This is a genomic window from Streptomyces sp. NPDC048389, assembly GCF_040706335.1.
In the GTDB taxonomy this organism is placed as follows: Bacteria; Actinomycetota; Actinomycetes; order Streptomycetales; family Streptomycetaceae; genus Streptomyces.
The window spans coordinates 1-12,446 of record NZ_JBEZKP010000021.1 but is presented as its reverse complement, the minus strand read 5'-3'; the positions used below and the strand labels follow the sequence as shown (position 1 = coordinate 12,446).

Annotated in this window: 13 protein-coding genes and 1 pseudogene; 9 read left to right on the top strand and 5 right to left on the bottom strand. The window is 70.1% G+C overall.

The annotated features are described in order from the left end of the window. Nucleotides 1-18: 18 nt before the first annotated feature. The gene (locus AB0903_RS16865) at nt 19-483 is read right to left on the bottom strand and encodes a GNAT family N-acetyltransferase (protein WP_366703401.1); all 465 of its coding nucleotides are present in this window, start codon (nt 481-483) and stop codon (nt 19-21) included. Between the two features lie 87 nt (nt 484-570). On the opposite strand from AB0903_RS16865, the gene AB0903_RS16860 reads away from it, so the two are divergent. Together AB0903_RS16860 and AB0903_RS16855 are read left to right on the top strand one after the other, a co-directional pair. Beyond that, on the top strand, nt 571-1,026 hold the full coding sequence (locus AB0903_RS16860) for a MerR family transcriptional regulator (protein WP_366703399.1): 456 nt from the start codon (nt 571-573) through the stop codon (nt 1,024-1,026). A gap of 5 nt (nt 1,027-1,031) precedes the next feature. Further along, nucleotides 1,032-2,045, top strand: coding sequence for an aldo/keto reductase (locus AB0903_RS16855; protein WP_366703397.1), 1,014 nt, complete (start codon nt 1,032-1,034; stop codon nt 2,043-2,045). 281 nt (nt 2,046-2,326) lie between these two features. On the opposite strand, the gene AB0903_RS16850 is transcribed toward AB0903_RS16855, so the two are convergent. Together AB0903_RS16850 and AB0903_RS16845 are read right to left on the bottom strand one after the other, a co-directional pair. Further along, nucleotides 2,327-3,223, bottom strand: a complete 897-nt coding sequence (locus tag AB0903_RS16850) for a DUF4429 domain-containing protein (protein ID WP_366703395.1) — start codon at nt 3,221-3,223, stop codon at nt 2,327-2,329. An 84-nt stretch (nt 3,224-3,307) separates the two neighbouring features. After that, nucleotides 3,308-4,510 (bottom strand): alpha/beta hydrolase, encoded by a 1,203-nt coding sequence (locus AB0903_RS16845; protein ID WP_366703393.1) that lies wholly within the window; start codon nt 4,508-4,510, stop codon nt 3,308-3,310. Between the two features lie 203 nt (nt 4,511-4,713). Between AB0903_RS16845 and AB0903_RS16840 the strand changes: the two are divergent. After that, a pseudogene (locus AB0903_RS16840) lies at nt 4,714-4,941 on the top strand (MFS transporter); the annotation flags it as partial. A 175-nt stretch (nt 4,942-5,116) separates the two neighbouring features. Beyond that, a complete protein-coding gene (locus AB0903_RS16835; protein WP_366703391.1) occupies nt 5,117-5,500 on the top strand; it encodes a peptidase inhibitor family I36 protein in 384 nt (127 codons plus the stop codon). On the opposite strand, the gene AB0903_RS16830 is transcribed toward AB0903_RS16835, so the two are convergent. Continuing rightward, nucleotides 5,481-6,284 carry a potassium channel family protein gene (locus AB0903_RS16830; RefSeq protein ID WP_366703389.1) on the bottom strand — a complete coding sequence of 268 codons (804 nt, stop codon included), beginning with the start codon at nt 6,282-6,284 and terminating at the stop codon, nt 5,481-5,483. The genes AB0903_RS16835 and AB0903_RS16830 overlap by 20 nt on opposite strands. 63 nt (nt 6,285-6,347) lie before the next feature. Next, complete coding sequence (gene aceE, locus AB0903_RS16825) at nt 6,348-9,080, bottom strand: pyruvate dehydrogenase (acetyl-transferring), homodimeric type (RefSeq protein ID WP_366703387.1); 2,733 nt, start codon at nt 9,078-9,080, stop codon at nt 6,348-6,350. Nucleotides 9,081-9,521: 441 nt separating this feature from the next. Between aceE and AB0903_RS16820 the strand changes: the two genes are divergently transcribed. From AB0903_RS16820 to AB0903_RS16800, 5 genes are all read left to right on the top strand, one after another. Then, nucleotides 9,522-9,962, top strand: a complete 441-nt coding sequence (locus AB0903_RS16820) for a DUF3052 domain-containing protein (protein WP_366703385.1) — start codon at nt 9,522-9,524, stop codon at nt 9,960-9,962. A gap of 168 nt (nt 9,963-10,130) precedes the next feature. Further along, entirely contained in the window at nt 10,131-10,589 is a 459-nt protein-coding gene (locus AB0903_RS16815; protein ID WP_366703384.1) for a peroxiredoxin, read from the top strand. 154 nt (nt 10,590-10,743) lie between these two features. Further along, nucleotides 10,744-11,319, top strand: a complete 576-nt coding sequence (locus tag AB0903_RS16810) for a TerD family protein (protein WP_366703382.1) — start codon at nt 10,744-10,746, stop codon at nt 11,317-11,319. A gap of 109 nt (nt 11,320-11,428) precedes the next feature. Then, entirely contained in the window at nt 11,429-12,004 is a 576-nt protein-coding gene (locus AB0903_RS16805; protein ID WP_366703380.1) for a TerD family protein, read from the top strand. Between the two features lie 74 nt (nt 12,005-12,078). Further along, on the top strand, nt 12,079-12,446 hold a 368-nt coding region (locus AB0903_RS16800; RefSeq protein ID WP_366703379.1), incomplete at its 3' end, for a DUF475 domain-containing protein.

The window sequence follows — 12,446 nt, the reverse complement described above, 5'->3', positions numbered from 1 at the left end:
CTACGAGCCTAAACGGTGTCACAGGTTCAGCCGCATCGCCGGGTCGGGGGTGCGGACGAAGCCCAGGGAGGCGTACAGCGGCTCGCCCTCGGGGGAGGCCCGCAGGTCGATCCTGCGAACGCCGCGCTCACGGAACCAGCCGAGCAGCCCCTCCACGCAGGCGCGCGAGTGGCCGCGGCGGCGCATGTCCTCGTCCGTGGCGACGCTGAACACATGGCCGCAGGTGCCGTCCGGGTTACCGGGGCTGCCGAGCCGGTGCTCGATGGTGCCGACCGCGCACGCCGCGAGCCCGCCGCCCGGCCGTTCGACCACGTAGGCCGTCATGGTGCCGGCCGGGTCCGCGAGGCGGTCGCGCAGGGTCGCCACGGCGGCGGGCTGCCAACTGACATCGGGGTTCGGGCCGTGGACGGAGTCGCCCATGACCTTGCGGAGGCGGACCAGTTCGTCGGCGTCGGCGGGGGTGGCGCGGCGGGAGGGAATCATGATCCGGCAGGCTAGTTCCGGCCGCGCCGGAAATGCCAGTGGATTGAGCTTGCTTGGAGTGCACTCCAACGTCTTAGCGTGGAGCGCATGACGGTGATCGAGAGCACCCCGGCCAGGACCGATCTCTGCAAAGCCGCTCCCCGCGCCCACCCGCGCCCCGAAGGGCAGGACCGCTACACGATCAGCGAGGTCGCCGACTTCACCGGGCTCACCGCGCACACGCTGCGCTGGTACGAGCGGATCGGGCTGATGCCGCACGTCGACCGCTCGCACACGGGCCAGCGGAGGTTCACCAACCGCGACCTGGACTGGCTCGCCCTCGTCGGCAAACTGCGGCTGACCGGGATGCCCGTCGCGGACATGGTCAGGTACGCCGAGATGGTCCGCGCAGGGGAGCACACCTTCGAGGCGCGGGCCGAACTGCTGCAGCGCACCCGGCGGGACGTGCTCGACCGGATCGCCGAACTCCAGGACACCCTCGCGGTGCTGGACCACAAGATCGAGTTCTATGCGGACGCCCGCCGGGCGCCGGAGAGGTCATGAACCTGATGAGCAATTCCACGATCGCACAGGTACGCCTCGGCACGGACGGACCCCTCGTCGGGGTCCAGGGCCTCGGCTGCATGGGCATGAGCGAGTTCTACGGCGACACCGACGAGGCCGCGGCGCGCGAGACGCTGGAGGTGGCGCTCACGGAGGGCGTCACCCTCTTCGACACGGCCGACATGTACGGGATGGGTGCCAACGAGGAGTTCCTCGCACCCTTCGTCCGCGCCCACCGGGACGAGATCACACTCGCCACCAAGTTCGCCGTGGATCGGACCGCCGACCCGGACAGCCGGGGCGTGCGCAACGACCCCGCGTACATCCGCCGGGCCGTGGAGGACAGCCTGCGGCGGCTCGGCATCGACGTCATCGACCTCTACTACATGCACCGCCGCGACCCGGCCGTGCCGCTCGCCGAGTCCGTCGGCGCCATGGCGGAACTCGTCGACCGCGGCCTGGTCGGGCACATCGGCCTGAGTGAGGTGACGGGTGCGGAACTGCGCGAGGCGCACGCCGTGCACCCCGTCGCGGCGCTGCAGTCGGAGTGGTCCCTCTTCAGCCGCGACGTGGAGCGCAGCGCGGTCGGCGCGGCGGCGGAACTCGGCGTCGCGCTGGTGCCGTACTCGCCCCTCGGCCGTGGCTTCCTCACGGGGACGTTCACGGACGCGGCCAAGGACCTGTCCGCCAGCGACTTCCGCCGGTACCAGCCCCGCTTCACGGGCGAGAACGCCCGGGCGAACGCGGCGCTCCTGGAGCCCGTCCACAAGATCGCGGCAGCGCACGGCGCGACGGCGGCGCAGGTGGCGCTGGCGTGGGTGCAGCAGCGGGCCGACGTCCACGGGCTCGCGGTCGTCCCGATCCCGGGCACGCGGAAGGCCGCGCGGCTGCGGGAGAATCTGGCGGCGACGCGGGTCGTCCTGACGGACGCCGAACTGGCGACGCTGGAGCCGATCGCGGGGCGGGTCGCGGGGGACCGCTACCCGGACATGTCGACGACGGCGACGGTCCGCGAGTAGCCCGCGACGGGGCTGTTTCCTGAGCCGCTCCTTCCCGACCCGCTCCTTCCCGACCCGCTCCTTCCCGAGCCGCTCCTTCCCGAGCCGGGCTGCGCCCGGACTCGGTACCGCGCTTCGCGCGGTGTCCTCAAGCGCCGGACGGGCCGGCTCTGTCAGCCTCGCCGGCGTGTGAGGCGCGGGGGTCCGGGGGCAGAGCCTCCCGGTGTCGGGAGGGGGCGGGTGGGGGACAAGCCCCGCGCAGCGGCCCGCCCGCCCACGACCTGCCGGCCGCCCGGCCACCCTCACAGCTCCGCCAGCAGCTCCGCCTTCTTGCGCGTGAACTCCTCGTCCGTCACCAGCCCCGCCAGATGCAGGTCCCCCAAGTGCCGTATCCGGTCCGCGATGTCCGCGGGGTCGCGGCGGGTCGCGGGGGCCGTCAGGGCCGGGGCCGGGGTCTGGGTGCGGATGGACTCGAGGACCGCCGCCGCGAACGGCAGGGACTCGTGCACCGGCCCGTAACCGAGCCCGAAGACGACTGCCGCCGGGTCCTGATCCGCCTGCGCCGCGGCCACAGCCGCACCGGCGACCGCGCCCGCCGCCCGGTCCGAGGGATCGGCGTCGCCGCGCCGCAACAGCCGCAGGTAGCCGTCGAAGACCTCCGGCGAGCGCCATTCGACGCCGCTCAGCTCCGACACGGGGAAGGTCTGGTCGCCCGCCTTCCACTTGGCGGACGACGCACCGGTCCAGAACCACCGGAACGCCACGTTCGAGCCGTCGAAGGACGCCTTGCCGTCGTACGCCTTGAAGCCGAGCGGCGCCCGGGGCGCGGAGACGAGATAGCGGTCCGCGGGCCGGCCGGCGTCCGGGCCGAGCGTGGCACGCAGTTCGTCGGCGTAGTACTCGGCGAGTGTCTCCCGCTCCGCCGGCAGTACCAGCCGGTACGGATCGCACCCTTCCTTGAGCTGCCCGGCGGCCGCCTCCATCAGCGGGTCCGCGCCGGGTCTGGGAACAGCGTTCAGCACCACCGTGCCGCGCTTGCCCGGGGTGAGCGTCACCGATGCCAACGCCTCGTGCGGAACGCGCCGTTCGCGCAGCGCGGAGAGAAGCTTCGGCGTGCGGATCCCCCGTTCGAAGCGGATGAGCACGGAGTCGGTCTCGAACTCCCAGGTGGCTTGAATTCCGGCCAGCACATCACCCATGTGCCTCATCGTATGCGGCTCGGGGCCGCGCGTCGCCCCTCGGCGGCCACCCCTTTTGGCCGGGCTCTACGCGCGTCAGTCCGCTCATGCACCGGAAATACCACTGCGGCAGGTGCCGGTGCCGCTTGCGCAGCTCACGTCGGCATATGCCCCGACAGCTATCTCGGCGAAGTTGTGCACGCTTTCGGTTCCCGGCTCGAAATAGCCGGTGTGGCCCATGGCGCCCGCCGCGGAGAGCAGCCGCGCGCCGAACTCCGGTACCACCGGATCCTCGCCGTGGCCGAGCCCGCCGACCTCCAGGTGCGGCACGTCCTCGATCCAGTCGTCGGCGTCCCGCATGGCCCAGACGCGCGCCGTCGTGCGCAGGCCGGTGACGTTCTGGGCGCGCATGCCGGGGCTGCCGGCGACGGCCACGTCCCGCACCCGCGCGGGAAGCCGACTGGCGGCGACCCCGCAGACCACGGAGCCGTAGCTGTGGCAGAAGAGCGAGACGGGGGCGCGACCGGGCAGTGCGCCGGTCAGCGCGACCAGCCGTACCGCACCGTTCTCGGCCAGCCGTCCGATCGCGGACTCCATGCCGACGCCGACGGGCGAGGTGTAGTCGGCCCAGGCGATGACCGCCGTACGGAGCCGGGGCGCGGCCGCCCGCTGCGCCGCGTACAGGGACTGGGCCATCCCGACCGGGGCCGTGTACTCGCGGGTGGTGCGCTGGAACGTGAGCAGGTTGGTGTCGACGCCGGGCACGATCACCGAGACGCGCTGGGCCCGGTCCAGGTCGCCGAACACCTCCGCCACCCGGCCGGAGCCGGACGGGTCGAAGGCGAGGATCTGCCGGTCGCGGCTCATCAGGGCCTTGAACCGGTGCATCCGGCGCACCGCCTGATGATGCCCCGCGGCGGTCAGGCCGGATCCGGCCACCCGCTCGCGCTCGCGCTCCAGGGAGGCCCCCAGCGCCTTGCGGTTGGCCTGGTAACGCAGCGTGACGGGTGCGCCGTTGAGGTTGCCGACGATGTGGGGGTACTCCTCGGCCAGCCGGGCACCGCGGGCGCTGCCGAGCCAGGTGAAGAACGCGGCGAGCTGGTGCGGTGGAGTGTCCGGCCCCGGCAGCTTGCGGGCCCCGACGCGCGCCTCGCGCCAGCCGGCCAGTTCGGCCTCGAGAGCGTCGCGCGGACCGCTCTGATGTCGTACGGCGGTCCAGCCGGTCGTCGCCAGCATCACGAAGACCACCGCGAGCGCGAGCAGGGCGCGCCACACGGCCGGGGTGGGGGAGGTGTCGAAGGAAGTCACTGCGGAACACCCTAGGAGAAGCGCGCGGGCGCATGCGATCAGCGTGAGGCAGATCACGTGTCGGACAAGGGAATTCGGGGGAGGGGTGACGTTCCGTGTGCGTCCGGCGCACGCGCACCGTGCGCATCCTCCCTGCGCGCGCCCCTTGTTGAGCGCAGGTCGCGCCATCCTTGCCTCACGGCCCGGCCGGTGTACGCCAGTTCCTGGAGCAGGCCGCCGAGTTCGGCACCGTGCCCGCGGAGCCGGCCCAGGCACCCGGTATGACGCCCGAACTCGCCACCGGGATCGGTGACGTCATCCACGACACGTTCATGTCGGGCATGGGCCTGGCGTTCACCGTCGCCGGAGTCGTGGCGGTGGTCGCCGCGCCGGTCGCGGTGCTCACCGAGCGCGGCCGGAACGCGGAGGCCGGTGCCGGTGCGGCCCGCATCCGACGTCGTTGCGGCGTCGGCCCGTCGACGCACGGCCATCGGCGGCCCCGCCGGTCAGCCCCGGCGGGTCCGTCGCCCATCCGGATGATTCGTCCCGTCACGTCTTCCGCGGCCCGGGCGGCGCAGGTCAGGGTGCGGACGACCGATTCGTTCGCACGACCCACGGGGACCCGTCATGCGCACCACCACCACCATCACCACCGCGGCCTTGACCGCCGCCGCACTGCTGCCGCTGCTGCAGCCGATCCCGAGCGCGTCCGCCGCGGCGCCACCACGCCTCGGGGAGTGCGTGGCCGGGGAGCTGTGCCTGTGGACGGAGACCGACTTCCGCGGCGCCCGCCACGCCCACGAGCTCGCCGGGACCGACATCGAGAGTTGCGTGCCGCTGCCACCGGGAGCCTCGGCGCAGGCCCTCGCCAACCGCACGGGTCGGCCCGTCACGACGTACCAGTCACCGGAGTGCGCGGAGACCGGCGAGTTCGAGACCTACCCCGGCGGCGGCACCTGGGTGCCCCGCTCGCCCTACCGGGTCAGGGCGTTCAAGATCTGGGAGAACTAGCCGCGGGCACCTCGGGCACGGCAGGCACCTCGGGCACGGCGGCGGTGGCCTCCGTGCCCGACAGCCGGGCCACCTGCGAGCGCAGCTCGCGCACCTCGATCGTGAGCGCCTCCAGCAGCTCGGTCTGCCGCCGCTCCGCCGCGTCGTCCCGGTCGAAGCGGGAGATGAACCAGGCCGCGATGTTGGCGGTCACCACACCGAGCAGCGCGATACCGGAGATCATCAGCCCGACCGCGAGCAGTCGGCCCAGCCCCGTCGTGGGCGAGTGGTCGCCGTACCCGACGGTCGTCATCGTGGTGAACGACCACCACACCGCGTCACCGAGCGTCTTGATGTTCCCGTCAGGGGCGTTCCGCTCCACCTGGAGCACCGCCAGCGAGCCGAACATCAACAGCCCGACGACCGAGCCGCCGACATACGTGGTCAGCCTGATCTGCGGCGCCATCCGGGCCCGTCGGCCCACCAGCAGCAGAGTGGACACCAGCCGAAGCAGCCGCAGCGGCTGGAGCAGCGGCAGCAGCACCGCGAGCAGATCCAGCGGGTGACCGCGCACGAACCGCCACTTCGCGGGTGCCAGTGACAGCCGCACGAGGTAGTCGACGGCGAACGCGCCCCACACGAACCACTCGGCTGCCCGGCACGCCGTCTGCACCTGGTCCGGGGCCCCCGGGGCGACGATCTGCACCACGTAGGCGACCCCGAAGACGAGGGAGAGCGCCAGCAGGGGCGTCTGCAGGCGCTGCTCCCATCGGATCTGCGCGGTGTGCTGGTTCATGCCATGCATCGTAGGGAAACGTGAAGGGCGGCGGACCCGCCGGGTCCGCCGCCCTTCACCGGGCCGTAGCCGTCAGGCGTCGCCGCCGGCCGCTCCCGGGTCGGCCGCGGACACGTCCAGCAGCTGGTAGCGGTCCACCGCCTGCTTCAGAGCACTGCGGTCGACCTTGCCCTCGCGGGCCAGCTCGGTCAGCACCGCCAGCACGATCGACTGCGCGTCGATGTGGAAGAAGCGGCGGGCCGCACCGCGCGTGTCCGCGAAGCCGAAGCCGTCCGCGCCCAGCGACTGGTACGTACCGGGCACCCAGCGGGCGATCTGGTCGGGCACCGAGCGCATCCAGTCGGACACGGCGACGAACGGGCCCTCGGAGCCGGACAGCTTGCGCGTCACGTACGGGACATGCTGCTCCTCCTCCGGGTGCAGCAGATTGTGCCGCTCCACCTCGACCGCTTCGCGGCGCAGCTCGTTCCACGACGTGGCCGACCAGACGTCGGCGCGTACGTTCCACTCCTCCGCGAGGATCCGCTGCGCCTCGACGGCCCACGGCACGGCCACGCCGGACGCCATGATCTGCGCGGGGATCGCGCCCTGCTCGGCCGGCTTGAAGCGGTGGATGCCCCTGAGGATGCCCTCGACGTCCACGTCCGCCGGTTCGGACGGGTGCTGGATCGGCTCGTTGTAGACCGTGAGGTAGTAGAAGACGTCCTCGGCGTCGGGGCCGTACATCCGGCGCAGACCGTCCTGGACGATGTGCGCGATCTCGAAGCCGAACGCCGGGTCGTAGGCGACGCAGGCCGGGTTCGTGGAGGCGAGCAGCTGCGAGTGGCCGTCCGCGTGCTGGAGGCCCTCACCGGTCAGCGTCGTCCGGCCGGCGGTGGCGCCGAGCACGAAGCCGCGCGCCAGCTGGTCGGCCATCTGCCAGAACTGGTCGCCGGTGCGCTGGAAGCCGAACATCGAGTAGAAGACGTACACCGGGATCAGTGGCTCGCCGTGCGTGGCATAGGCGGAACCGGCGGCGATCAGGGAGGCGGTGCAGCCGGCCTCCGAGATGCCGTCGTGCAGCATCTGGCCGGTCGGCGACTCCTTGTACGCGAGCAGCAGCTCACGGTCCACGGCCTCGTACTGCTGACCCAGCGGGTTGTAGATCTTCGCACTCGGGAAGAAGGAGTCCATACCGAAGGTGCGGTACTCGTCGGGCGCGATCAGCACGAACCGGTTGCCGATCTCCTTGTCCCGCATGAGGTCCTTCAGCAGTCGGACGAACGCCATGGTGGTGGCGATCGACTGCTGACCGGAGCCCTTCTTCACGGCCGCGTACGTCTTGTCCTCGGGCAGCGCCAGCGGCTTCGCCCGGACGACACGGGTCGGCACGTACCCGCCGCAGCTCTTGCGGTGGTCGTGCATGTACTGGATCTCTTCGGAGTCGCGCCCCGGGTGGTAGTACGGCGGCGGGCCGCTCTCCAGCTGCTGGTCGCTGATCGGCAGGTGGAGCCGGTCCCGGAAGCGCTTCAGGTCGTCGACCGTCAGCTTCTTCATCTGGTGCGTGGCGTTGCGGCCCTCGAAGTTCGGCCCCAGCGTCCAGCCCTTGATGGTCTGGGCGAGGATCACTGTCGGCTGGCCCTTGTGCGCCTTCGCCGCCGTGTACGCCGCGAAGACCTTGCGGTGGTCGTGGCCGCCGCGGCCCAGGTGCAGAATCTGGTCGTCGGTCATGCTCTCGACCATCTTGCGCAGCCGCTGGTCGCCGCCGAAGAAGTGCTCGCGGATGTACGCGCCGGTCTCCGTGGCGTACGTCTGGAACTGGCCGTCGGGCGTGGTGTTCAGCTTGTTGACCAGCACGCCGTCGCGGTCCTGGGCGAGCAGCGGGTCCCAGGAGCGGTCCCAGACCAGCTTGATCACGTTCCAGCCGGCGCCTCGGAACTGCGATTCCAGCTCCTGGATGATCTTGCCGTTGCCGCGGACCGGGCCGTCGAGGCGCTGGAGGTTGCAGTTGACCACGAACGTCAGATTGTCCAGGCCCTCACGGGCGGCGATCGACAGCTGGCCCAGCGATTCGGGCTCGTCCATCTCGCCGTCGCCGAGGAACGCCCACACGTGTGAGTCGGAGGTGTCCGCGATTCCCCGCGCCTCCATGTAGCGGTTCATGCGCGCCTGGTAGATGGCGCCGAGCGGGCCGAGGCCCATCGAGACCGTCGGGAACTCCCAGAAGTCCGGCATGGACCGCGGGTGCGGGTAGCTGGAGAGCCCGTACGGCTCCTTCGACTTCTCCTGGCGGAAGCCGTCGAGCTGCTGCTCGCTGAGCCGGTCCAGCAGGAAGGCGCGGGCGTAGATGCCGGGGGAGGCGTGCCCCTGGAAGAAGATCTGGTCGCCCCCCTTGCCGTCGTCCTTGCCCCGGAAGAAGTGGTTGAAGCCCACGTCGTACAGGGAGGCGGAGGAGGCGAAGGTGGCGATGTGACCGCCGACGCCGATACCGGGGCGCTGAGCGCGCGAGACCATCACCGCGGCGTTCCACCGGGTCGCGTTGAGGATCTTGCGCTCGATCTCCTCGTTGCCGGGGAAGAACGGCTCGTCCTTGGTGGCGATGGTGTTGACGTAGTCGGTGCTGCGCATCTCGGGCACGGCGACGCGCTTCTCGCGCGCCCGCTCGATCAGGCGGAGCATCAGGTAGCGGGCCCGCTCCCGGCCTCGCTCGTCGACGGCGGCGTCGAGGGAGTCCAGCCACTCCTGGGTCTCTTCAGGATCGAAGTCCGGGACCTGGCTGGGAAGGCCGCCAATGATGATCGGGTTGCGATCTGATCCGGAAGCCACGCTGTTCCTTCGCTGTTCGGGGGTCCTGGGACGGCAGAGCTGTCGCACCGCCTCCCATCGTGTACCGCGGGGAAGCCCACGTCATCTCTACCCGGAGGTAACCCTTGATCTGAGCGACATCCGGCTCGTTCCCGGCGCGCGGGTCGGGCCGAATCGCAACCTTACGCCCGAGCCGTCCATCTGTTTCGTTCGGTCGTTCGGTTCCCATGGGGATGTGAAAGGGTAGGAATGCCGCGTAGGCGGCCGAAGGGTGTGGCCATGACCGTGGCGGGGACCTGCTGCTTGCCTGGAGTTGCGTCGAGACAGCCGTAAACGTCACCGTTTCGGCGGTCTGGGCGGCCGGGTACTTGCGCGATCCGCCCCGCCCGTGTGGACTACGGCCAATGCCGCGCGTACGCGCGCGGACGAAGCATTTTGTCGAAAACGATCAGGAGGCAAGCCGTGAGCGCGACCGCGGACCACGCGGAGGAGCGGACCAACCCGGCGGCAAGGCTGGGGTTCGAGCCCGGACAAGTGGTCCAGGAGATCGGCTACGACGACGACGTCGAGCAGGAGCTCCGTGAGGGCATCGAGGCCGTCACCGGCCAGGAACTCGTCGACGAGGACTACGACGACGTCGCAGACGCCGTCGTGCTGTGGTTCCGCGACGAGGACGGGGACCTCACCGACGCACTGGTGGACGCCATCGGTCTGATCGACGAGGGCGGGGTCGTCTGGCTGATGACTCCCAAGACCGGCCGTGACGGCTATGTCGAGCCCAGCGACATCAATGAGGCCGCCCAGACCGCGGGTCTCTCCCAGACCAAGAGCATCACCGCCGGCAAGGACTGGAGTGGCAGCCGGCTGGTCACCCCCAAGGGGGCCAAGTCGGGGAAGCGCTGAGACGCCGAGCCACGAAGAGCAGGCACCAGGCCCCCGCCGGCGCGAGCCGGCGGGGGCCTTTGCGTAGGCTGGCCTCGCGCCGCAACGGCTCACTCGCAGAGCTCACACATACGGCTCACGGAGCTCACACATACGGCTCACGGAGCTCACGGAAGGGAAAGGCCATTCATGGCGATCGAGGTCGGCGACAAAGCGCCGGAATTCGAACTCAGGGACAACCACGGCCGCACCGTGGCGCTCGCGGATTTCCGCGGCGAGAAGAACGTCGTACTCCTCTTCTATCCCTTCGCCTTCACCGGCGTGTGCACCGGCGAGCTGTGCGCCCTGCGTGACGAGCTGCCGAAGTTCGTCAACGACGACACCCAGCTGCTGGCCGTCTCCAACGACTCGATCCACACCCTGCGTGTCTACGGCGACCAGGAGGGCCTCGAGTACCCGCTGCTGTCCGACTTCTGGCCGCACGGGGAGACCTCGCGCGCCTACGGCGTCTTCGACGAGGAGAAGGGCTGCGCGGTGCGCGGCACCTTCATCATCGACAAGGAGGGCATCGTGCGCTGGACCGTCGTCAACGGTCTGCCCGAGGCCCGCGACCTGAACGACTACGTCAAGGCGCTGGACTCCCTCTGATCCCCTCGGGGGTCGGCCTGGTCCCCCTCGGGGTTTCAGACGGTGTCCCCCGGAAATGACACGGCGAGCGGGAACCGGTCACTAGGATCCGTTCGTTGATCCGAACAGTCACGCACTACGGGGGCAATGCCCCTGAAAACCAATGGAGGGACTCGTGGGAGTCAGCCTCAGCAAGGGCGGCAACGTCTCGCTGACCAAGGCCGCGCCGAACCTGACCGCGGTGACCGTGGGTCTGGGCTGGGACGTCCGGACCACCACAGGTACCGACTTCGACCTCGACGCCAGCGCCCTGCTGACGAACACCGAGGGCAAGGTCACCAACGACGGAAACTTCGTCTTCTTCAACAACCTCAAGAGCCCCGACGGCTCCGTCGAGCACACCGGTGACAACCTCACCGGTGAGGGCGAGGGAGACGACGAGCAGATCAAGGTCAATCTGGCCGCGGTCCCCGCCGACGTCGACAAGATCGTTTTTCCGGTCTCGATCTACGAGGCCGAGAACCGCCAGCAGTCGTTCGGCCAGGTGCGCAACGCCTTCATCCGCGTCGTCAACCAGGCCGACAACAGCGAACTCGCCCGTTACGACCTGAGCGAGGACGCCTCGACGGAGACCGCGATGGTCTTCGGCGAGCTGTACCGCAACGGCGCGGAGTGGAAGTTCCGTGCCGTCGGCCAGGGTTACGCCTCGGGCCTGCGCGGCATCGCGCAGGACTTCGGCGTGAACGTCTGATTCGGGCAGCAGTCTCCGCGCGTCCGGCGCCGCACTCCTGGTGCGGCGCCGGACGCGCCTGGGCCCGTACCGGGCCCTCGGCACAGCCACCAGGGGAGGACTCACCATCATGGGCGTCACGCTCGCCAAGGGAGGCAATGTCTCCCTCTCCAAGGCCGCACCCAATCTCACTCAGGTGCTCGTAGGGCTCGGCTGGGACGCGCGCTCCACCACCGGCGCACCCTTCGACCTCGATGCCAGCGCCCTGCTCTGCCAGAGCGGGCGGGTGCTCGGCGACGAATGGTTCATCTTCTACAACCAGCTCAAGAGCCCCGACGGCTCCGTCGAGCACACCGGGGACAACCTCACCGGCGAGGGGGACGGCGACGACGAGTCCCTGCTGGTGGACCTCGTCAAGGTGCCGGCCCATGTGGACAAGATCGTCTTCCCGGTCTCCATCCATGATGCGGACAACCGCGGCCAGACCTTCGGCCAGGTCAGCAACGCCTTCATCCGGGTGGTCAACCAGGCGGACGGCCAGGAGCTCGCCCGTTACGACCTCAGCGAGGACGCGTCCACGGAGACCGCGATGATCTTCGGCGAGCTCTACCGCTACGGGGCCGAGTGGAAGTTCCGCGCTGTGGGACAGGGGTACGCGTCGGGGCTGCGCGGCATCGCTCTAGACTTCGGCGTCAACGTTTCTTAGAACGCGCCACGTGCGGTGCGGGGGAGGCTCCCCCCAGGCATCACCCGGGGGCCAATCACATGATGGGGTAGCCAGTGGTTCTGAAAACCTTCGGCTGGTCGTTTGCCGTCACGGCGGCCGGCCTTGCCTTCGCCGCGTGGCAGTGGGGCTGGGAGGCGTTCGGGATCGTACTGATCCTGTCGATCCTCGAGATCTCCCTGTCGTTCGACAACGCGGTCGTCAACGCCGGAATCCTCAAGAAGATGAATGCCTTCTGGCAGAAGATCTTCCTGACGATCGGCATTCTCATCGCCGTCTTCGGCATGCGGCTGGTCTTCCCCGTCGTCATCGTCGCCATCAGTGCCAAGGTCGGGCCGATCGAGGCCGTGCAACTGGCCATGGACCAGCCGGAGCAGTACGAGGCCCTGGTCACCGACGCGCATCCCGCGATCGCCGCGTTCGG

Excerpts from the sequence above, each read along its gene's own strand:
- AB0903_RS16865 (WP_366703401.1), bottom strand. The coding sequence starts at position 483 with ATGATTCCCTCCCGCCGCGCCACCCCCGCCGACGCCGACGAACTGGTC.
- AB0903_RS16860 (WP_366703399.1), top strand. The coding sequence starts at position 571 with ATGACGGTGATCGAGAGCACCCCGGCCAGGACCGATCTCTGCAAAGCC.
- AB0903_RS16855 (WP_366703397.1), top strand. The coding sequence starts at position 1,032 with ATGAGCAATTCCACGATCGCACAGGTACGCCTCGGCACGGACGGACCC.
- AB0903_RS16850 (WP_366703395.1), bottom strand. The coding sequence starts at position 3,223 with ATGGGTGATGTGCTGGCCGGAATTCAAGCCACCTGGGAGTTCGAGACC.
- AB0903_RS16835 (WP_366703391.1), top strand. The coding sequence starts at position 5,117 with ATGCGCACCACCACCACCATCACCACCGCGGCCTTGACCGCCGCCGCA.
- AB0903_RS16830 (WP_366703389.1), bottom strand. The coding sequence starts at position 6,284 with ATGCATGGCATGAACCAGCACACCGCGCAGATCCGATGGGAGCAGCGC.
- AB0903_RS16815 (WP_366703384.1), top strand. The coding sequence starts at position 10,131 with ATGGCGATCGAGGTCGGCGACAAAGCGCCGGAATTCGAACTCAGGGAC.
- AB0903_RS16805 (WP_366703380.1), top strand. The coding sequence starts at position 11,429 with ATGGGCGTCACGCTCGCCAAGGGAGGCAATGTCTCCCTCTCCAAGGCC.